The sequence below is a fragment of the Micromonospora zamorensis genome (assembly GCF_900090275.1).
GTDB classification, from domain to species: Bacteria; Actinomycetota; Actinomycetes; order Mycobacteriales; family Micromonosporaceae; genus Micromonospora; species Micromonospora zamorensis.
In genome coordinates this window covers 6,912,458-6,931,333 of record NZ_LT607755.1, presented here as the reverse complement: position 1 = coordinate 6,931,333, position 18,876 = coordinate 6,912,458, and the positions used below count along the sequence as shown (strand labels likewise).

General features: G+C 71.3%; 19 protein-coding genes. 5 read left to right on the top strand and 14 right to left on the bottom strand.

The window, feature by feature from the left end; translation table 11 throughout:
• Positions 1 to 6 precede the first annotated feature (6 nt).
• The 3 genes from GA0070619_RS31275 to GA0070619_RS31265 are packed head-to-tail and all read right to left on the bottom strand — an operon-like array spanning position 7 to position 3,490.
• Positions 7 to 1,530, bottom strand: coding sequence for an MFS transporter (locus tag GA0070619_RS31275; RefSeq protein ID WP_088951336.1), 1,524 nt, complete (start codon positions 1,528 to 1,530; stop codon positions 7 to 9).
• A complete protein-coding gene (locus tag GA0070619_RS31270) occupies positions 1,527 to 2,783 on the bottom strand; it encodes an MFS transporter (RefSeq protein WP_088951335.1) in 1,257 nt (418 codons plus the stop codon). The genes GA0070619_RS31275 and GA0070619_RS31270 overlap by 4 nt, the downstream gene beginning before the upstream one ends.
• Entirely contained in the window at positions 2,780 to 3,490 is a 711-nt protein-coding gene (locus GA0070619_RS31265; protein WP_088951334.1) for a siderophore-interacting protein, read from the bottom strand. Before GA0070619_RS31265 ends, GA0070619_RS31270 begins: the two co-directional genes overlap by 4 nt.
• Positions 3,491 to 3,571: 81 nt before the next feature.
• On the opposite strand from GA0070619_RS31265, the gene GA0070619_RS31260 reads away from it, so the two are divergent.
• Positions 3,572 to 4,132: a GNAT family N-acetyltransferase gene (locus GA0070619_RS31260; RefSeq protein ID WP_088951333.1), complete on the top strand. Its 561-nt coding sequence runs from the start codon at positions 3,572 to 3,574 to the stop codon at positions 4,130 to 4,132.
• Between the two features lie 42 nt (positions 4,133 to 4,174).
• On the opposite strand, the gene GA0070619_RS31255 is transcribed toward GA0070619_RS31260, so the two are convergent.
• Together GA0070619_RS31255 and GA0070619_RS31250 are read right to left on the bottom strand one after the other, a co-directional pair.
• Positions 4,175 to 4,843, bottom strand: a complete 669-nt coding sequence (locus GA0070619_RS31255) for a DUF305 domain-containing protein (protein WP_088951332.1) — start codon at positions 4,841 to 4,843, stop codon at positions 4,175 to 4,177.
• 14 nt (positions 4,844 to 4,857) lie between these two features.
• On the bottom strand, positions 4,858 to 6,747 hold the full coding sequence (locus GA0070619_RS31250; protein ID WP_088951331.1) for a sigma-70 family RNA polymerase sigma factor: 1,890 nt from the start codon (positions 6,745 to 6,747) through the stop codon (positions 4,858 to 4,860).
• A 311-nt stretch (positions 6,748 to 7,058) separates the two neighbouring features.
• Between GA0070619_RS31250 and GA0070619_RS31245 the strand changes: the two genes are divergently transcribed.
• Both GA0070619_RS31245 and GA0070619_RS31240 read left to right on the top strand, forming a co-directional pair.
• On the top strand, positions 7,059 to 7,244 hold the full coding sequence (locus tag GA0070619_RS31245) for a hypothetical protein (protein ID WP_088951330.1): 186 nt from the start codon (positions 7,059 to 7,061) through the stop codon (positions 7,242 to 7,244).
• Between the two features lie 245 nt (positions 7,245 to 7,489).
• On the top strand, positions 7,490 to 8,296 hold the full coding sequence (locus tag GA0070619_RS31240; RefSeq protein WP_088951329.1) for an RNA polymerase sigma factor SigF: 807 nt from the start codon (positions 7,490 to 7,492) through the stop codon (positions 8,294 to 8,296).
• Between the two features lie 20 nt (positions 8,297 to 8,316).
• Here GA0070619_RS31240 and GA0070619_RS31235 read toward each other — a convergent pair whose 3' ends face one another.
• From GA0070619_RS31235 to GA0070619_RS31205, 8 genes are all read right to left on the bottom strand, one after another.
• Positions 8,317 to 9,384 (bottom strand): DUF2855 family protein, encoded by a 1,068-nt coding sequence (locus GA0070619_RS31235; RefSeq protein ID WP_088951328.1) that lies wholly within the window; start codon positions 9,382 to 9,384, stop codon positions 8,317 to 8,319.
• A gap of 68 nt (positions 9,385 to 9,452) precedes the next feature.
• Positions 9,453 to 10,667 carry a PP2C family protein-serine/threonine phosphatase gene (locus GA0070619_RS31230; RefSeq protein WP_231927203.1) on the bottom strand — a complete coding sequence of 405 codons (1,215 nt, stop codon included), beginning with the start codon at positions 10,665 to 10,667 and terminating at the stop codon, positions 9,453 to 9,455.
• Positions 10,668 to 10,724: 57 nt separating this feature from the next.
• Positions 10,725 to 12,233, bottom strand: coding sequence for a glycoside hydrolase family 130 protein (locus GA0070619_RS31225; protein ID WP_088951327.1), 1,509 nt, complete (start codon positions 12,231 to 12,233; stop codon positions 10,725 to 10,727).
• Positions 12,230 to 13,282 carry a glycosyltransferase gene (locus GA0070619_RS31220; RefSeq protein WP_088951326.1) on the bottom strand — a complete coding sequence of 351 codons (1,053 nt, stop codon included), beginning with the start codon at positions 13,280 to 13,282 and terminating at the stop codon, positions 12,230 to 12,232. Before GA0070619_RS31220 ends, GA0070619_RS31225 begins: the two co-directional genes overlap by 4 nt.
• Positions 13,279 to 14,415: a glycosyltransferase gene (locus tag GA0070619_RS31215; protein ID WP_088951325.1), complete on the bottom strand. Its 1,137-nt coding sequence runs from the start codon at positions 14,413 to 14,415 to the stop codon at positions 13,279 to 13,281. The genes GA0070619_RS31220 and GA0070619_RS31215 overlap by 4 nt, the downstream gene beginning before the upstream one ends.
• Before the next feature lie 117 nt (positions 14,416 to 14,532).
• Positions 14,533 to 15,537, bottom strand: a complete 1,005-nt coding sequence (locus GA0070619_RS31210) for a glycosyltransferase family 4 protein (protein WP_088951324.1) — start codon at positions 15,535 to 15,537, stop codon at positions 14,533 to 14,535.
• Positions 15,534 to 15,707 (bottom strand): hypothetical protein, encoded by a 174-nt coding sequence (locus GA0070619_RS32920; protein ID WP_172862148.1) that lies wholly within the window; start codon positions 15,705 to 15,707, stop codon positions 15,534 to 15,536. The genes GA0070619_RS31210 and GA0070619_RS32920 overlap by 4 nt, the downstream gene beginning before the upstream one ends.
• Positions 15,708 to 16,024: 317 nt before the next feature.
• Positions 16,025 to 16,357, bottom strand: coding sequence for a nuclear transport factor 2 family protein (locus GA0070619_RS31205; protein ID WP_088951323.1), 333 nt, complete (start codon positions 16,355 to 16,357; stop codon positions 16,025 to 16,027).
• 136 nt (positions 16,358 to 16,493) lie between these two features.
• Here GA0070619_RS31205 and GA0070619_RS31200 point away from each other — a divergent pair, with 136 nt between their 5' ends.
• Positions 16,494 to 17,003, top strand: a complete 510-nt coding sequence (locus GA0070619_RS31200; RefSeq protein WP_088951322.1) for a winged helix-turn-helix transcriptional regulator — start codon at positions 16,494 to 16,496, stop codon at positions 17,001 to 17,003.
• Here the strand turns inward: GA0070619_RS31200 and GA0070619_RS31195 are convergent.
• Positions 16,988 to 17,869, bottom strand: coding sequence for a helix-turn-helix domain-containing protein (locus GA0070619_RS31195; protein WP_088951321.1), 882 nt, complete (start codon positions 17,867 to 17,869; stop codon positions 16,988 to 16,990). The genes GA0070619_RS31200 and GA0070619_RS31195 overlap by 16 nt on opposite strands.
• A 132-nt stretch (positions 17,870 to 18,001) precedes the next feature.
• On the opposite strand from GA0070619_RS31195, the gene GA0070619_RS31190 reads away from it, so the two are divergent.
• Positions 18,002 to 18,868 carry an oxidoreductase gene (locus GA0070619_RS31190; protein WP_088951320.1) on the top strand — a complete coding sequence of 289 codons (867 nt, stop codon included), beginning with the start codon at positions 18,002 to 18,004 and terminating at the stop codon, positions 18,866 to 18,868.
• Positions 18,869 to 18,876: the final 8 nt, after the last annotated feature.

Below are 18,876 nucleotides of genomic sequence, written 5' to 3'. Positions count from 1 at the left end.
CTACCCTTATTGGGCGGTTTTGGGGCGGTCTGCCCGGTAGAGCAGCCCAGCGGCGACCAGCCCACCGATCAGCACCGCGGCAGCGCCCGCCAACTGTCCCGTCTCCAGCGCCGAGGCGAAGGCGACAGTGACGGCCTCCCGCTCGGCTCCGTCGCGGGCGGCGGCGAGGGCGGCGGGAAACGATCCGGCGCCGGCCAGGGCCGCCGGCAGCAGGGCGGCGAACCGGGCGTTCAGCACGGCACCCAGCACCGCGATGCCGAGACTGCTGCCGACCTCGGTCATGGTGCCGTCGACACCCGCGCCCGCGCCGGCCCTCTGCGCCGGGATGGCGCTCATCACGGCCTCGACGATGGCCGGGTTGGCCAACGCGCACCCGACACCCATCACGAGCAGCCCGGCCAGCAGCACCCCGTACCCGTCGGACGGGAAGAGGGTGATCAGCGCGAGACCGCCCGCGAGCAGCGTCATACCGATGGCGATGGCGGCGGCCAGGCCGAGCCGACGGATCACGACCGCGACCGCACCGCTGACGTTGAGCAGCACAATGGACAGCGCGAAGGGCGCCATCCGCAGACCGGCTTCCCAGGCGGGATAGCCGCGGACGAACTGCAGATGCTGGGTGAGCAGGAACAACGCGCCGGTGGCGCCGAACGTGATCAGCACGACCCCGGAGATCGCGCCCACGAACCGCCGGTCCTGGAAGAAGTGCATGTCCAGCATGGGGTGCGGGATCCGCCGCTCCCAGCGGACGAAGAAACCGAGCAGGAGTACGCCGACAGCAGCCGCCCCGAGCACCTCAGCCGACGTCCACCCGCGCTCCGGCCCGGAGATGATCGCCCAGACGACAGCGGTCAGGCCGGCGGTGGAGAGCGCCGCGCCCACCACGTCCAGGCGGCCACCGGCCGGGTCACGGGACTCGGGTATCAGCGCGCGAGCGACGAACAGGCAGACCAGCACGATGGGCACGTTGACCAGGAAGATCGCGCCCCACGGCAGATGCGCGAGGATGGTGCCGCCGATCGGTGGCCCGACGGCGAAGCCCAGCGCGCTGGTGGCCGCCCAGATGCCGATCGCTCGGGACCGCTCGGTGGCGTCGAAGACCTGCATCGCGACCGCGAGCGTCGAGGTGATCAGCAACGCGCCACCGACACCCATGCCGGCCCGGGCCGCGATCAGTTGCCCACTGGTGCTGGACAGCCCGGCGGCCAGCGAGCTGAGACCGAACAGGACGAGCCCGGTGAGCAGCATCCGACGACGCCCGTACCGGTCGGCGGCGCTGCCGGCGGTCAGCAGCAACCCAGACAGCACCAACGCGTACGCGTTGATCATCCATTGCACGTCGGCGGTGCTGGCGCCCAGCTCGGTGGTGAGCACCGGCACCGCCACGGTCAGCACTGTGTTGTCCAGCACCACCACGAGCTGCGCGACGCAGAGCACGGCCAGGATCAGCCACCGCTGCGGCAGTCGCGCCGAGGCCGTGGCACCGCCGGCCGGCTCGGTGGTGTCGCTGGCCGGCTGAACCGTGGTCACGCCACGGCCTTCACGCCATCCACCGTCGGGTGCTCCGCCGTCGAGCCGACGGGACCGGGCCTGCGGGGGAATCGCCGCTGGTGGGCGAGGCCGAGGATGACACCCGCGGCCACCAGCACGATGGCCGCGATCGCGACCGGCGGGTAGCCGACCCCGTCGGCGGCCGCGAGACCGATGGACGAGGCCACGAACGAGCAGACCAGGCCGAACGACGACAGGACGGTGAAGTCGGTGCCACCGGTGTCGGGGCGCGAATAGTCCATGTTGACGGTGTAGAGCACCACGTTGGCGATGGTGTAGGCCACCATGAAGCAGCAGAGCGCGGCGACCGTCCCGCCCAGTGGGGCGCGACCGTTCATCAACGGCAGCAGCAGCAGCGTCGACACCGTGAGTGCCACGCCGCCGACCACGAGCACGCCGCCGCGCCCGAACCGGCCGATGCCGAGCCCGGCGACCAGGCCCGCCACGATGGCCGGGACGCTGGTCACCACTCCGGTGACGACGCCGATGCGGCCCAACGACCACCCCGCGTCGACCAGCGCCGGCGTCACCAGGGCGTACGCCATCCCCGCCCCGACGTAGACCAGCGGCACCACGCCGAACGTCCACCACCGGCAGCCCGGCTGGCCGAACACCGACAGCAGGGCCCGGTAGGCCGTGCCGACCTTGGCCACCCGGTCGGTACGCGGAGGTTCCCGGAACCGCCACACAACCACCAGCCCGACCGCCGTCATCGCGGCCAGCAGACCGATCGCCGCCGCCCAGCCGAACTGGTCGTAGACCAGGACGCACGCCCCGCCGCCGAGCAGGTTGCCGAGGTAACTCGCGGCGACCTGGATCCCGTTACCGGTCCCCCGGCTCGACTCGGCGAGCATCCGGACCGCCACGGCGTCCACGGCGATGTCCTGCGTTGCGGAGAAGAAGACGTACGCGGCGCAGATCGCAACGATCGGGCCGAGCGCGTCGGCCGGGTCGGTGAACGGCAGCAGCGCCAGCAGAGCGAGCACCAGGGCGGTCTGGAGCACGAGTAACCAGGATCGGTAGTGGCCGCGGTGCCGCGAGCCGTACCGGTCGAGGATCGGCGCCCAGAGGAACTTGATGGGCCAGATCAGGCCGACGATCTGCAACAGGGCCAGCGTGTCCAGCGAGGTGCCGCCGTCGCGCAGGATGGCGGTCAGCCCGACGGTGATGAAGCCGACGCCGAGGTACTGCGTGACGTACAGCGCGGTCAGGGTGCCAAGCCGACCCTTCATGCGGCTTTCCAGTAGCCGAGGGAGGTCACCCGGTCCTTGTCGACACCCAGCGTTCGTCGGATGTGTCGGGTGATGCCACGGGTGGTGGCCGCCTCGCAGGCCACCCAGTAGTGCCCCGCGCCGCTGGTCGGCAGGGCCGCGCAGACCGTGTCGACGAGGTGTTGACCGTCGTCGCGCCGAGGCACCCAGGTGATGTCGTGGTGTGCCCGGGCCCGCAACGCGAGAGCCTTCTCGCCCTCGTGGGCGTACTCCAGCCACACGGTCGCCGGGATGTCGGCGCTGGCGTCGAGCAGGCTGTTCACCGCGGGCAGGGAGGCCGCGTCGCCGACGAGGTAGAGGTGCTCGGGCGCCGGGTCGGGCAGGTCGAAGGCGCTGCCCTGGACGGTCGCGCTGATGGTGTCGCCGACCTGGGCGGTGGTGGCCCAGCGGGCGGCGCAGCCGTCGTGGATGGCGAATTCGAGGGTGAACCGGCCGGTGGACGGGTCGGGGTCCACCAGTGTGTACGCGCGCTGGTGTGCCCGGCCGTCGTTGTCGAACCACAGCCGGATCCACATCGTGGGGTGCACCCCGCACGCCTCCAGCAGGCCGCCGCCGTCCAGGAGGAGCCGCTGATAGTGGCCGTCGATCGACTCGGTGCCCAGCACGGTCAACCGAAAGTCCCGGCCTCCCATGGCCTTGAGGACCAGGGCCTCCCAGTTCCGTTTCACGCACCCCTCCAGGTAAGGTCATCCTTGGTTAGGGGAGGTTAACCTAAGTCGCGCCCCGGATGGAACAGAGGACAGCGCCCGATGACGTACCTGGAGAAGATCGCCGGTCTCGGTGAGTTGTCATTGGTGACCGTCGACCCCGACCGGCACGCCGCCCTCCTGCACGGCTGGGTCACCCAACCTCGAAACTCGTTCTGGGGCATGGGTTCGCACACCCTGGAACAGGTACGCGAGATCTACGCCTTCGTGGCCAGTCTGCCGACGCACCACGCGTACCTGATCATGGTCGACGCGGAGCCGGTCGGCCTCTTCCAGACCTACCAGCCCGAGGCGGACCCGGTCGGCGAGCGCTACCGCGTGCAGCCCGGTGACATCGGGATGCACCTGCTGCTCAGTCCCGACCGGCGCCTCGCCCGCGGCCTCACCAACGTCGTCGGCCCGGCCCTCGCCCGCTTCCTGTTCCGCGACCCGGCCGCCCAGCGGATCGTGGTCGAGCCGGACATCCGCAACCACCTCGCGCTGCGCCGACTGGAGATCGAGGGGTTCACCTTCGATTCGGAGATCGACATGCCGGACAAGCGGGCCCAACTGGCGTTCCTGACGCGCGACCGGTTCGACGCGAACCACCCGACGCCGGCCTGAGCAGCGACGCCGCGACTTCGGTAGGTCTTCTGCGCGGCATGCTCAGTCGGTCTGCGGGGTTCCGGTCGCGCCGGGCTGACCGTCCAGTGCGCTCAACTCGGCGGCCCGGGCCTGCTGGATCCGGCCGGCGAGCGCCTTCAGCTCCGGGCTGCCCCCGGCGCTCTGCTCGCCCCGGCACAGCACCACGGTCTGCGCGAGGTGCGCCCGCACCAACGCGGCGGCCCGGGACGGCACCTCGGTGTCGGGGGCGGCGCGCAGCTCGGCGAGGCTGGCGTCGGTGACCATGCCGGGCATCTGGTGCCCCTCGTGGATGTTCTGCTCCGCGACGTTGCCCGCGGCCAGCAGCCCGCGCAGGTCCCGCAACTCGGCCTGGTGAGCAGCCCGGAGGTTGTTGAGCAGTGCCCGCAGCGACGGATCCGCGCCCGCCGACCGGCTGTCGACGTGGTCGATCAGCGCGAGCGCACCCTCGTTCATCGGGATGAGCAGTTGGATGAAGGCGTCATCGGTGCTGTTGAGCACCACCGACGCGGTCGGCGCCGGGCCGGTCGGCGGGGATGCCGTCGACGGGAATGCCGTCTGGTCGGCGCGGCCCCAACCCTGACTGAGCACGACCGCCACCGTCGTCACGACCAGTGTCGCGACGACGCCGACGATCCGCCCGGCGCGGCCACGGAACGCCGGGCGTCTGGTCGTGGTCGGCTGCTGGTCCACCGGCGCGTCGCCGCTCAACGGGCGGCCTGGAACGCGCGACCGACCACTGTCGCCTCGGTGCCGTTGCTGAACAACCCGGACCGGTCCTTGTCCGTGGCGGGCAGGCCGAACCACGCGTACCGCTGCACATAGGACAGTTGGCCGAGCATGGTGGTGGCCGCGGTGAGGAACGCCGCCTGCTGCTCCTGACCGGGAAACTGTGCGCCGCCGCTGTCGAAGCGGATCAGTGCGAACTCGGTCAGCCAGATCGGTTTGCGGTACCGCTGGTGGACGGCCTGGAGATACCGCCGGAGCTGGTCGACCGCGGTGCTGGTCGTGAAGTCGGCGCCGAACCAGTGCAGGGTGATGAAGTCGACGCGGTGGCCGCGGGCCTGGGCGCCGGTCATGAACCTGTCCAGCCAACCCTGCGGATCCGGCCCGCCCCAGGCGACCGCCGGGCTGCCCAGTCTGCTGCCCGTCGCCATCAGTTGCGGCCAGAGGTCCAGCGCCTGCTCGACGGTCATGTTCGCCTGCTCGGGCATGTCCGGCTCGTTGAAGGTGAGCAGATCGGGCCCCGCCGCCCTGGCCCGGGCCAACTCCGTGGCGGTGACGTTCTCCGCACTGCGGATCATGGGCACGAACGTCACACCGCGCGGCGTGCTGATTCCCGGGTGCTGGGTGCCCCAGGTGTAGTACCAGCCGGCCTTCGAGTTCGCCAACGCCTGACTGGCTCCGGCGAAGTTCCACACTCCGACGCCCTTACGGGCGGAGCTGACCGCCGGGACGACCGGAGCCTTCGACGAGGGGCGTGCGCTCGGTGACGGTGCGACGCTCGGGCTGGCCACGGCGGTGGGGGCTGCGGGCGGCGGTGCAGCCCACGAGGGCGCTGGTGGGTCCTCCGGCAGGATCACCACCGCCATGGTGATGGCGAGAACTGCCGCTGCCACCCCGGCGGCGAGGGACGGGACCAGGCCACGGGGGCGGTTCACCGCGAGGTCGACGATGCTCGGGCCACCGCCGCCGTCGGAGGGCACACCGCCGGGCGGGGTCGTCCCGGCGGTGTGCCCGGCCGTCGGGCCCGGGGGGTGGTACCCGACGGCCTGCGCGGCAGCCGGGGGTGCGGCCGCGCTCGGAATGTGGGCGCTCAGACCCGCCGGCAACGGCAGCATCGGCAGACCGGCGAGCAGCCGGTCGATCGGTAGGAGCGTGGAGCCCAGTCGCCCACAGAACGCGCAGTCGCGGACGTGTCGGGCCAGCCTCTTGCGCCACAGCGGGCTGGGAGTGCCGTCCCACTCGCCGCTCACGGCGCGCAGGTCCGGGCAACCGGGGCGGGCGCCGAGCGCGCGTACGACGCCCCGGGCGCTCTGGATCTGCTCCTTCATCCGGTGGATCCGCACGGCGACGTGCCCGGGTGACAGCCCCAGCGCGTCGGCGACCTCGGCGCGGGTGATCTCGCCGGTCTCCTCCAGCCACCACAGCGACAGCAACTCCTGGTCGTCCGGGTCGAGCCAGCGGGTCGCCTCGGCGACCTCGCGTCGCTGGTCGGTGAGGCCAAGCCGGAGGATGGTCATCCCCGCGAAGTCGGAGGCCGGGTCGGGCACGTTGTGGATCGCGTCGAGCCCCGCGTCGCGGTTGAGCGCGAGCCGTCGACGCTGTTCCCAGTCACGCACCTGACGGATGGCGATCGCCACCAGCCACGAGCGGTACGCCGCCGGGTCGTTGAGCGCGGGCAGGTACCGGATCACCCGTACCAACGTCTCCTGGACCACGTCGTCGACGTCGGCGTGACCGCGCAGCGCACGCCCGACGATGTTGTAGACCAGCGGGAGCGAGGCCGCGACGACGTCATCGAGGGCGCGCTGGTCGCCCTGTCGGGCCGCGACGACCAACCCGGCATCGGGTAGTGCTCGACCGGCTGACGACATGCGTGTCACTCCTTGTGTGCTCGTCCGCGCGGCACCCGCGCTGCGCGTTGACCGCCCTCAGGATCGGAGACTGGCAGCACCGGGTCGGATTACAGAATTCTCGGCTGCTGGCGGTGCGGATGCGATCCCGGGGCCTCGGCGGCGCATGAGGGGTGCCGAGGGCGGGTATGGTGCGGGGTGTCGGTGTCGCCGGGCGTTCGCCCGTGCACGAGGCACCTGATCGGGCGCCAGTGTGAGCGCCGCATGTCACGAGGTCGCACGGCGAGAGCCGGGGCCCGGACGCACTCCTCAATGGAAGACAGGAATCCTGCATGACATCGAACGACAACCCTCGACCGGCCCTGTTCCTCGCCACGTCGACCTCCGACGTGCTCGACGGGTCGATGGCGACCTTCGACGGCAGCGAGGAGGCCATGCTGCGGCTGCGCCATCCGTTCGCGGTGAAGCCGGCCCAGCAGGCCCCGATCGCCGGCGACGAGCCGGACCCGCAGGGCTGATCGGGGCCGTTCTCACCCGTTTCGAGCACCATCCACCTGCACCGGATCGTACTTTCGGCTAGTAAACATTCAGTATTTCGGGTAGTGTCCGGGCCATCAAGTGAACGACATGACGCGGCGGCGAGGCCCGTGCTCGTGGCCTTGCGACAGCGCACCTTCGCCCGTACGTGCGCCCCGGCGTCAGCCGGTTCGGAGACCCCTTCCGGTCGACTCGATCGACGGGCAGTGCGGGAAGGACCACTCCCATGGCCATCATCGTCGACACCGCGATCAGCACCAGCATCGACCAGCGGCGCAGTGAGCAGAGCCCGGAAGACCTCCTGGCCGCCCTGGCGGCGACGCCGGCCGACGACCCTCGCCGCCCAGCCCTGCGCGACCGCACCATCGAGGCGTGGCTTCCGCTCGCCCGGCACCTGGCCCGCCGCTACGGCGGTCGTGGCGCGCCGGACGACGACCTGGTCCAGATCGCCTCGGTCGGTCTGATCAAGGCTGTGGACAACTTCGACCACAGTCGAGGCGTCGACTTCGCCGGGTACGCCATCCCCACCATCATCGGCGAGATCAAGCGCTACTTCCGGGACCGCACCTGGGCGATCCGGGTGCCCCGCCGCCTCCAGGAGCTACGCCTGTCGATCAGCGCGGCCAACAGCGTTCTGACCCAGACCCTCGGTCGGTCGCCGACCGTGGCCGACATCGCGTCCTACCTGGCCGTGACCGAGGAGACGGTGCTGGAAGGGCTGGAGGGCGCACGCGCCTACCGGGCCACGTCGCTGTCCACGCCGATCGGTGGCGAGGGCAGCCGGGAGCTCGGCGACACCCTCGGCGGCGACGACCACGAGTTCGACGTCGTGGAGATCAGGGTCGCCCTCGGCCCGGCCCTCGCCACGCTGCCGGAGCGCGAGCGCGAGATCCTGAGCCTGCGCTTCCACGGCAACCTGACCCAGTCCCAGATCGCCGACCGGGTCGGTGTCTCGCAGATGCACGTCTCCCGGCTGATCAACCGGTCGTTGGCCACGCTGCGTCGCCACCTCTCCGGCGACAACTCGTTCTGACCGTCGGCGTCGTCGACCGCTCAGAGTTGGACGACGTGACCCACCCGCGGCGGCGTACGACCCGCGAGGACGTCGGCCCAGGCCCGTTGCAGGGCCTCCGGCCCGACACCCACCTGGACGTCGAGCCACCCGCTGACCACTGCGGTGAAGCGCTGCCAGGCTTCGGTGAACCGTTGGTCGAGCCCTTCGCGGCCCCAGTCCTGGCCGCGCTTGCGCATCTGGACCGGCGCGAAGAACACCTCCTCCGCGGCGGCGGCGTTCGGTGTCTGGTTGGTGAGCCCGACCGCGATGTCCCGGACGAGTCGGTCGCCGAGGTGCTGGCGCAGGGCGGCACGGGTCGAGGGCGCGCCGGACAGGTCGAGGTAGACGGTCGGGACCACGTCGAGGGCGCTGATGTCGTCGTACGGGACGACCTCGTCATAGCAGCCGAGTGACCGGGTGAAGGCCAGGTTGCCGGGTGAGGTGAGCCCGACCAGGCGCGGTCCGCGACCGCGCAGCTCGAACGCGGCGGCGTACGCGGTCTTGCTCGACGCCGACGACACCAGCAGCGCCTCGGCACCGTAGAAGCCGTTGTCGACGACCTGGTCGGCCAGCATGAACGAGGTGAAGAACAGGGGCCGGAACAGGATCAGCAGGTCCTCCTGGTCGGCCTGGTACGCCGGGTCGCCGGTGGTCGACCGGTACGCGTTGTACGGCGACGGCAACTCGGCCCGGTGCGTGCTCGCGTCGCGGAACCCGGACGCGTCCACCCGGTCCGGCCGCACCACGAGGTGCCCCGCGGGAGGCAGGTAACCGTAGGCCCGTTGCCCCACCTCGACACCGGCAACCGTCGAGGCGACCACCTCGGCGAAACCCCAGAGCGGCGGGAGGCCCCACTGCGGCCCGAGCCCACGGGCCGCAGGCGGAAAGAACTCCCAGTAGCGCATCGCGTCGCCGAGCACCGCGTAGGTCACGTTGTTGGCGGTGAGGCCGACGCGGTCCACCCGCAGCAGAGCCTCACCATCGGCCACCTCGGGCGTGGCGCCATCGACGAGCGTGCTCTGCCCGAGGTCGTCACGTGCGACGGCGAAGGTCCATGAGTCAGCCATGAGGTGACGCTAGACAGCGCCACAACCGGAGACAAGTGCACTGCGAGTGCAAAATCCCACTGCTGCGGTCAGTGGCGGTTCGCCGCGAGGTCACGGAGGTGTGCGAGCGGCAGGTGCGGCGGCCGCCACTCCACGAAGAGCGCCGTCGCGTCGTCCTGAAGCTGGTCGTCCTGGTAGCCGACGACGGCGCGTACCAGGCGACGCATCGTCTCCGGGCTGGGCAACCCGTCGTTGAGGGCCCGGTTGACGAAGTCGACCAGCCGGTCCAGCCCGAAGTGCTCACCGTCGGCGCTGCGCGCATCGGTGATGCCGTCGGTGTAGGCGAGGATCCGGTCGCCCGGGTGCAGGTCCTCGACGTGCACCTGCGGGCGGTGTGGGGTCAGATGACCCAGGCCGAGCGGCAACGCGGTCGGCCCTGGCAACTCACGGATGGCCTTGCCGTCGCGCAGCAACATCGCACCGGGATGACCCGCGTTGATCGCGCTCAGCCGGCCGGTCCGGCGGTCCAGTTCGAGGAGCAGGCCGGTCGCGAAGAAGTTCGGGTGCTCGGATCGCACCCACCGGTCGATGCTGATCGCCGTGTCGACCAGGTCGAGGCCACACCGGCGGGCGTTGCGGTACGCGCTGACGACCAGCGAGGCCAGGGTGCTCGCCTTGATGCCGTGCCCGCAGGTGTCGAAGAGCCCGACGCTGAGCACGTCGTCGTTGAGCGCGTAGTCGAAGATGTCGCCGCCGACGTCGTAGCACGGTTCGAGGATGGCGGTGATCACCAGGTCGTCGGTGGCGAAGGTCAACGGGGGCAGCAGACCCCACACGATCTCGGCCGCGACCTGCATCGGGAGCCGGCGACGCATCCGCTCGACCACGTCGCCGTAGAGCCGGCGGTTGACCAGGATCTGGGCGATGGTGACCGCCACCTCCCAGGCCGGCCCGTCCATCGCCTCGTCGGCGGCCGTCGGCGCCACGATCTCCAGCACGCCCATCCGCTCGCACCCGAGCAGCAGCGGCACCCAGACCCGGTCCGGATTGTCGGGCGCGCGCTGGATGGTGAGGTTGGTGAAGGCCCGGCCGGCGAGGGTCGTCTCGATCGGCAGCTCGTCCCGGTCGAGGCCCGCGCCGAGCAGGGGCACGAGCAGGGACTGCGTGTAGTCGGCCAGATAGAGCACCATCTCGCTGGCATCGAGGGCGGGAGCCGCCTCGGCGATCAGCTGAGACAGCTCGTCCGGCCCGCCACGGGGCGCGTTGAGCTGAAGCCAGCGCACCATCTCGCCGACGTCACCCACGCTCCACCTCCCCCGAGTCCTCCCCCGACCGCGGGAGCACGTAGTGCCAGCGTGAGGCTACCCTGCCCCACCCAGTTCATCAGTCGCGGTCACCGGCGGTGGGGCCTGCACCATGGCGCTGAGCAGCGCGGGCACCGACACGGTGGCGAAACCGACCCGGGCGTCACTCGCCCCGTACGGCACCCACAGCTCACCGTCGTGCACGAGTGCCCCGCAGGAGTAGACGACGTTGGGAACGTACCCGTCCCGGTCGTTCTCGTCGGGTGCCAGGAGCACGCCGGGCAGGTGCGCGACGACCCGCTCCGGTCTGTGCAGGTCGAGCAGGAGCGCGCCGATCGCGTACCGGCGCATCGGCCCGACCCCGTGGGTGAGGACGAGCCAACCCGCGTCGGTCTCGATGGGAGACCCGCAGTTGCCGACCTGGATCAGCTCCCAACTCTCGCCCGGGGCGTGCAACGGGGCCGGAGCCTGCCAGCGGTTGTCGCTGTCCAGAGTGGTCAGACCGATGGTCTCGCCGTCGGCACGGCACAAGGCCAGATGCCGGCCGCCGACCGTACGCGGAAACAGCGCGATCCCCTTGTTCCGGGCACCCGGCCCACGCATCGGGGTCATCTCGAAGCGGCGCAGGTCACTGCTGACCAGCGCACGGGTGGCGATGCTCCGGCCGTCGTAGGCGGTGTAGGTGGCCCGGTACACCGGCCCGGACTCGTCGACGAACCGGACGAACCGCGCGTCCTCCATGCCGTTGCTCTCTGCCGGGGTGGCCGGCCAGAGCACCCGTTGGTGCAGGGCCGTGTCGGTGGGAAAGGCCGTGGCGTAGCTGCCGGCGTTGGTGCGACGCAGTTGTTCGAGGGTGCCCAACCCGGTGCTGCGAGAGAGCAGATCGGGTGGCAGGTTGGCGAGCACCCGCTCGAAGGTGGCCTCGTCGTACCACTCGGGCAGGGCGTCGAGCACCGTGGCGGCGACCTCGTTGTCGCAGTCCTCCTCGGCCAGGCCGGCGACGAGCAGGTCCCGACGGTGCCGTACGCCCACCCGCTGCCCGACGGCCAACGGACCGGACCGGTCGGCGACCGTGAGCTGCCGCCCTGGTCCGATGACCGCGGTGGCGAACCCGATGGAGGACACGTGCCCCTCCCCGACCTGGCGCAGGCTGACGGCGACACGAAGTTGCCCGGTGCCGAGTTCGGTCTGGTCCGGGTGGGCCACCATCGACGGGTTGCAGAGGGCGGCGGCCTCGACGGCGTACTCGTGGCTGAAGTAGGCGCCGACCAGCAGCCGGCTGGTCGGCGAGAGGTCCCGGGCCCGCGCGGCCCGGTGCCGGACCAGGTCGTAGTGGTGGTGGAACGTGCCGGCCAGGTCGCGGTGCCGGGCGCCGAAGCGGTCGAAGGTGTCCCGCAGCAGCCGGCCGGTCTCCTCGTCGCCGAGGCGCGCGACCCGGTCGATGAGTGCCCGCGCGCGGGTGCGTACCACCGCGGCGTCCTCACCCGGGACGAAGAGCTTGATGATGACCCGGCGTGGGTCCGGGGTGAGGGTGACGTCCTGACGGACGGCCAGGCTCCGGGTCACGACCACCGCCGGGCGTGCTGCAGGGTGGAGATGAGCGCGAGGGTGGACTCGGCGCCCTGGTTGAGGTTGGGCCCGTGCGCGGTCAGCCCGTCGTAGCCACCGCCGGTCGCCGGATCCCACATCGGGCTGCCGAGGTCGTTGTCACCGAGGAACCACCCGACCGACTGCCGCACGCCGGCGTCCCACCCGGGGTCCCCGGTGACAGTGGCAGCGGTGGCGCAGGCGTCCGCGAAGGCGGCGACCTCGATCGGCTGCTGGTCGTGGTGCAGTCGTACGGCGCCGCGCCGCCACCCCCCTGCGGGTACGACCGACAACCGCCCGTCGCGGAGCTGGGCCTGGTGCAGCCAGGTCAGCATCCGCAGGCCGTCGTAGAGAGGTGGACCACCCTCGCGAAGCTGGCTGGCGGCGATGACCACCTCGGCGAGGGCCGCGTTCGCGTAGGTCAGCTCCTGCCGTGGCCACGGCCACCGCGGGTCGGACCCGGCCGGGCCGACAGTGCTGGCCGCGTCCGCGAGCAGGGATGCCGCGGCGACGTGACCCGGGTGACGGCGGAGCACCTCGGCCGCGCCCAGACCGGCGAACGCCATCGCGTGCGGTGCCTTGGCGCGCCGGGTGGCACCCCGGCTGAACGCCACCAGCGCCTCCTCCCGTACCCAGGGTGCGGAGCTGCGGGCGACGGCAGTGCCCAGGCCCCACAGCGCCCGACCCCACCAGTCGCCGAGCCCTGGTTCGTCGGCCCAGCGCCGGTCGTGCCCGAGTCGGTTGTGGAACGCGCCGTCGGTGTCCTGCGCGTGGGTCAGGAACGCCAGGTAGCGCTCCGCGAGCCGGAGCAGCTCGTCGCTCGGCTCCGGCTCGCGGCTGACGACCACCAGGCCGCGAGCCACGTCGTCGGTGCAGTAGCCGTGCTCGCGGCGGACGATGGCGTGCCGGGCATGCTCGAACAGACCGGTGTCGTCACTCAGCCGTGCCAGGTGCGCGAAGCTCGGCGCGGGCGCCGTCACCCAGCGCTCACCCGTCGCGGTCCGGGGGTGTCCGGTGGTCGCCGTCACGCCGGCACGGGGCTGACGGTGGGCGAGCGGGCGGCCAGGAGGTCTTCGGCGAGGGTGCCGTAGCGGGCCGCCACCGCCGGCCAGCGCAGGTCCGCGGCCAGCGGGCGGACCCGCCCGGCCAACCGGGCGGCCAGGCCCGGCTCGGTCAGGACCCGCCGGATCGCCTTGGCCAGCGCCGCCGGGTTCTGATGGGGTACGACCAGACCGGGCCCACCGGTCAGCAGCTCGACGGCGTGCGGGAACGCCGTCGCCACGACGGGCACCCCGGCGGCCACCGCTTCGATGAGGACACCGGAGGTGACCTGTTCGCGGGAGTCGTAGGGCAGGACGACCACGTCGGCGGAGCGGATCAGCCGACCCAGTGCCTCCTGGTCGTGGTAGATGTCCTGATAGTCGACGGCGTGCGCGACACCCAACTGGGCACCGAGCTGGTGCAACCCGGCCCGGTACGCCTCACCGTGGTGCTCGATCACCTTCGGGTGGGTCCGTCCGGCGACCGTGTAGGTCGGAGTCGGTTCCAGATCCTGCAACCGCGCGAGGGCCCGCAACGACCACTCGATGCCCTTGCCCGGGCCGATCAGTCCCCAGGTCAGCAGGTGCGGGCGGGCACGCCGGTCGACGGGCACACCGGCAAGCTCGGCGGCGCCGTGCGGGATGACCGTCACCTTTCCCGCTGGCACTGCGTACCCGACGAGCAGCCGGTCCCGGGCGGTGTCGGTCATCGTGACGACCGCCCCGGCGGTGGCCACGATCTGCTCCAGCAGGGATTTCTGCCGGGCGGAGGGCTGGCTGAGGACGGTGTGCAGGACCACGATGCTCGGCACGCTGAGGCGCCGCAGCAACGGCAGGACCTCCTCGCCGTCGGTGCCGGGGTAGATGCCGTACTCGTGCTGGACGATCGCCACGTCGTACGCGTTGAGGGCGGCCGCCGCGTCCCGCCAGCCGGACGGGTCCCGCGCCGACCAGGTGTGCACGACCCCTGGGGTGGGCCGTTGGTCGTCGCCGTGATCGGTGACCCGGACGATGCCGCCGTGGGTGCCGTCGGCGGTGAGCTGGGCGGCGAGGGCGGCGTTGAACGTGGCCAGGCCGCACCGGGTCGGTGGGTGGGTGCTGAGGAAGCCGTAGCTGGGCATGAACGTCGTGCCTTCCGGTTGTCGGCCCACCACAGGAGTACGCGGTGAGCCTCACGCGGGAACGGCGCACGCCGGTCAGCGTGTGTGACCGGCGGAACGAAGAGGTGTGCGGCTGAGTCAGTTACGAACGAGCTGGTCGTAGACCGCGAGATAGTCGGTGACCATCCGGTCGGCGCTGAAGCGCTTCAAAGCCTGCGCCCGACACTCCGCCCGATCGAGGTCGGCGGCCCGGGTGATCGCCTCGACGGCCTGGTCGACGGTGTGGACGAGGAGGCCCGTCACCCCTTCGTCGACCACCTCGGGCATGGACCCCCGCCGATAGGCGACGACCGGGGTGCCGCAGACCATCGATTCCACGACCGACAGCCCGAACGGCTCGTCGAAGGCGATCGGGTGCAGCAGCGCGGTGCTCTCGCCCAGCACCTCGGCACGCCGTTGCGGGCCCACCGACCCGAGGAAGACGACCTGGTCACCGTCGATGTGCGGTGCCACCTCTTCGGCGAAGTACCGCTCGTCCTGCACGATCCCGCAGATGGTCAGCGGCCGGCCGGCGCGGCGGGCGATCTCGATAGCGGTGTGGGTGCCCTTGTCCGGGTGGATCCGGCCGAAGGCGGCCAGCCCGGGGCCGGCCTTGTCGGTGAACGGCAGACCGCCGACGTCGACGCCGTGGTACACCGTGGCAACGTAGTCGAGCTCCGGTGCCCGGTCGGCGTCGGAGATCGACACGTACGACGATCGGGCTCGGCCGTAGGCGGGCAGGATCCCCGCGCCGGAGAAGCCGTGCACCGTGGTCAGCAGCGGTGCCCGGCAGTGTTCCGCGAAGGCCAGGGGCAGCCAGTCCAGGTGGCTGTGCACCACGTCGAACTGCGCCGAGCGGGCCATCGCGTGGGAGACGTGCATCGCCTCCCACACCCGACCGTCCAGGTCGGGGTCGTCCGCGTACCCCCGTGGGCAGACTCCGTCGAGCTGGGCGGAGGTGACGGAGTCCAGTGTCGCGAAGAGCGTCACGTCCACGCCGCGGCTGACCAGCCCCTCGGCGAGCAGGCCGGTCACCTGCTCCCACGGCCCGTAGTGGTGCGGGGGCGTACGCCAGGCGACCGGTCCGAGCAGCGCAACCCTCAAGGGGAGGACGCGTCGACGAGATCAGCTGGGTTGAGGTGCAGGGTGGCGAGCAGCCCGGAGTGCTTCGCCGGGTCCACGCGCTCCGGCAGTTCGCGCTCGACCCAGTCGGCCCGGGCCTGCTGGCCCCGGTCGCGAAGTGCGGTGACGATCCTGTCCCTGGCGATCCTCATCTGGTGCTCCCCCTGGTTGGGTGTTCAAAACGATCATTCGCACGGACAGTGGTGTGCATGCGTGCGTCGGATCCGGACCACCAACTGTTCCGACCGCGATGACGGCGGAACCCGACAGCCGGCACGTGCTCGGCGATCGGCCGACACGGCCAAAGAGTCGCGGCGACGGGGATGACGATCGGTAACGCCCCTGATGGGCTGGTGGCGACGGCGTCTGGCGGCCACCGGGATCCCGGGCGACGTGTCCACCGTACGCCCTCGGGGCCCTCGACTGCATACGCACCGGTGGCGAGGCCTGCCGGACACGTGTGTGATGGTCAGGGCGCGATCCGCAGGGCCCGGATCGCGCTCTCGTCGTAGTCACCGAAGCGGTAGCGGAGCCCGGCGAAGGGACTGCCGGGAAAGTCGCCGGTGATCGTCGCGGTCACGATCGTGCCAGCGGGAGTCTCCTCGATGTCGGTGATCTCGTACGACACCAGCGGCACGGCTCGACGCCACCGGCGGATGGCCTCGATGCCCCGGTACTCGGTCGACTCGTCCTCGACCACGGCGTCCTCGGCGAAGAGGCGGAAGTAGTCCTCCGAGTCGGGCTGGCCGGCCAGCTCGAAATAGCGGCGGATGATGGCCGGTGCGGCCTGGGTGGCGGTCATGGTGTCGCGTTCCTCCCGGACGTGGCTGGGCAGCAGGAAGCCGACGTCGCGAGGACGTCGTATAGTTACTGCTGAAATAGCACCTACTAACTTCGACACTAGCACCGACTGCACCGACTCGGAGAAGGGCACACCCGTGGCAGGGAAGATCCGGCTGGAGGACCGCGAATGTCCGCTGTCGAGCGCACTGGGCCACGTGGGCGAGTGGTGGACGCTGCTGATCCTGCATGACGCCTTCGACGGCTACACCAGGTTCGATCAGTTCCAGGCCAACCTGGGCGTCTCGTCCAGCATCCTGACCAGCCGACTCAAGACCCTGACGGGGCAGGGGCTGCTCGAACGACGCCGCTACCAGACCAGGCCCGACCGCTACGAGTACGTCCTCACCGACCTCGGTCGCAGCCTGCGGCCCGTCGTCGTCGCCCTCGCCGCCTGGGGCAACTCACGCCTCGACCCGAGCGAGCGCAGCATGATCCTGGTCGACCGGAACACCGGCGTGGAGGCCGACCCGGTGATCGTGGATCGCAGCACCGGGCGTCCGCTCGACGACGCCGACTTCGTCTTCGCCGCCGGCCCGGCCGCCAGCGAGGCCATGCGCAAGCGCTACGAGCACATCCCTACCGAGTCAGCTCACTCCGACGGGTAGAGCCGGGCCGGGTCACCGGGTCGGAGACTGTCCGGGGTGTCGTCCGGGGTGCTGGCGGCGATCAAGCCGAGCAGCGCCAACGAGCGTGCGGACTCCGTACCCGGCTCGGCGTGGTAGATCACCAGCAGTTGCCCGTCGGCGCCCGCGACCGCGAGCTTGTCGCAGTACAGGTCGAGGTCACCCACCTCGGGATGACGCAGCCGGCTGACCACGCCCTCCCGCCGACGCACCTCGTGACGCGCCCACAACCGGCGGAAGCAGTCGCTCTTGAGTGACAGCTCCCCCACCAACGCCGTCAACCGGGGGTCGTCGGTGGCCCCGCCCGAGTCGGCGCGCATCTGCCCCACCACGCTCTGCATCGCCTGCCGCCAGTCGCGGAACAGCTCCCGCTCGGCCGGGTCCAGAAACACCGCGCGTAGTCGGTTGGCGCCCGGGGCGAGATTCGGCGACAGTGCCCTCGCCATCGGGTTCGAGGCCAGGATGTCGAGGTAGCGGTTCTGCACGAAGGCCGGCATGTCGAGCTCCCGCAGCAGGTGCAGGATGCTGGCCGGCACCCGGTCAGCGGCCGGCCGGGCGGCCCGGCGCGACCGCGCACGGCTCAGCCCGATCATGTACGCGGTCGCCTCCGGGTCCAACCCCAGCACCCCGGCCAGGGCATCGAGGACCTGCACCGACGGATGCCGCTCGCGGCCCTGCTCCAACCGCAGGTAGTAGTCGGCGCTGATCCCGGCCAGCATCGCCACCTCCTCGCGCCGCAGCCCCGGCACCCGGCGCAGGCCCACTCCCGGGCCGAGCCCGACGTCCTCGGGCCGGGTCTGCTCCCGGCGGGCACGCAGAAAGTCGCCGAGCGGGTTCGTCGCGTCCATGAGACCGACGGTAGATCGCCGGGCCGCCCGGTGACTGGCTGTGTCACTACCAGGAACAGCTCGCCCTGCCGGCCGGCTGATCCCCGACGCACAGTCGACGCATATCCACTCCGATCACGGATAGAGGACGACATGAGCGAGAACCTTCCCGGCGGGTCCCTGACCCTGGCTGACGGCCTCACCCTCAGCCGGATGGGCTACGGAGCTATGCAGTTGGCCGGCCCGGGTGTCTTCGGCCCGCCCCGCGACCGCGAGCAGGCGATCGCCGTGCTCCGCGAGGCCGTCGACCTCGGTGTCCGGCACATCGACACCAGCGACTTCTACGGCCCGGTGGTGGTGAACGAGCTGATCCGCGAGGCGCTGCACCCGTACCCCGAGGATCTGCACCTGGTCACCAAGGTCGGCGCGCGCCGCGGCGCCGACCGCTCCTGGATCCCGGCGCTCGAGCCGGACGAACTGAAGGCCCAGGTCCGGGACAACCTCCAGCACCTCGGCCTGGACGTCCTCGACGTGGTCAACCTGCGGGTCGGTGTGGCGGAGGGCACCGGCGACGATCCCCTCTCCGAGCAGTTCGGCGCCCTCGCCGAACTGCGGCAGGAAGGGCTGATCCGGCACCTCGGGCTCAGCAACGTCACGCTCGACCAGCTGAGCGAGGCCCAGGCCATCGCCCCGGTGGTCACTGTCCAGAACCTTTACAACCTCGCCAACCGACAGGACGACGCCCTGGTGGACCGGTGCGCGGCGGAGAACATCGCGTTCGCCGCGTTCTTCCCGCTCGGCGGTTTCACGCCGTTGCAGTCCGACACGCTCAACGACGTGGCCGCCCGGGTGGGGTCGTCGCCGCAGCAGGTCGCCCTGGCGTGGCTGCTCCAGCGCTCCCCCACCACGGTGCTGATCCCGGGCACCTCGACGCTGGCGCACCTGCGGGAGAACATCGCCGCTGCCGACCTGAAGCTGCCGGCCGACGCGATCGAAGAGCTCGACACCATTGGCGGCTGACGCCGGGA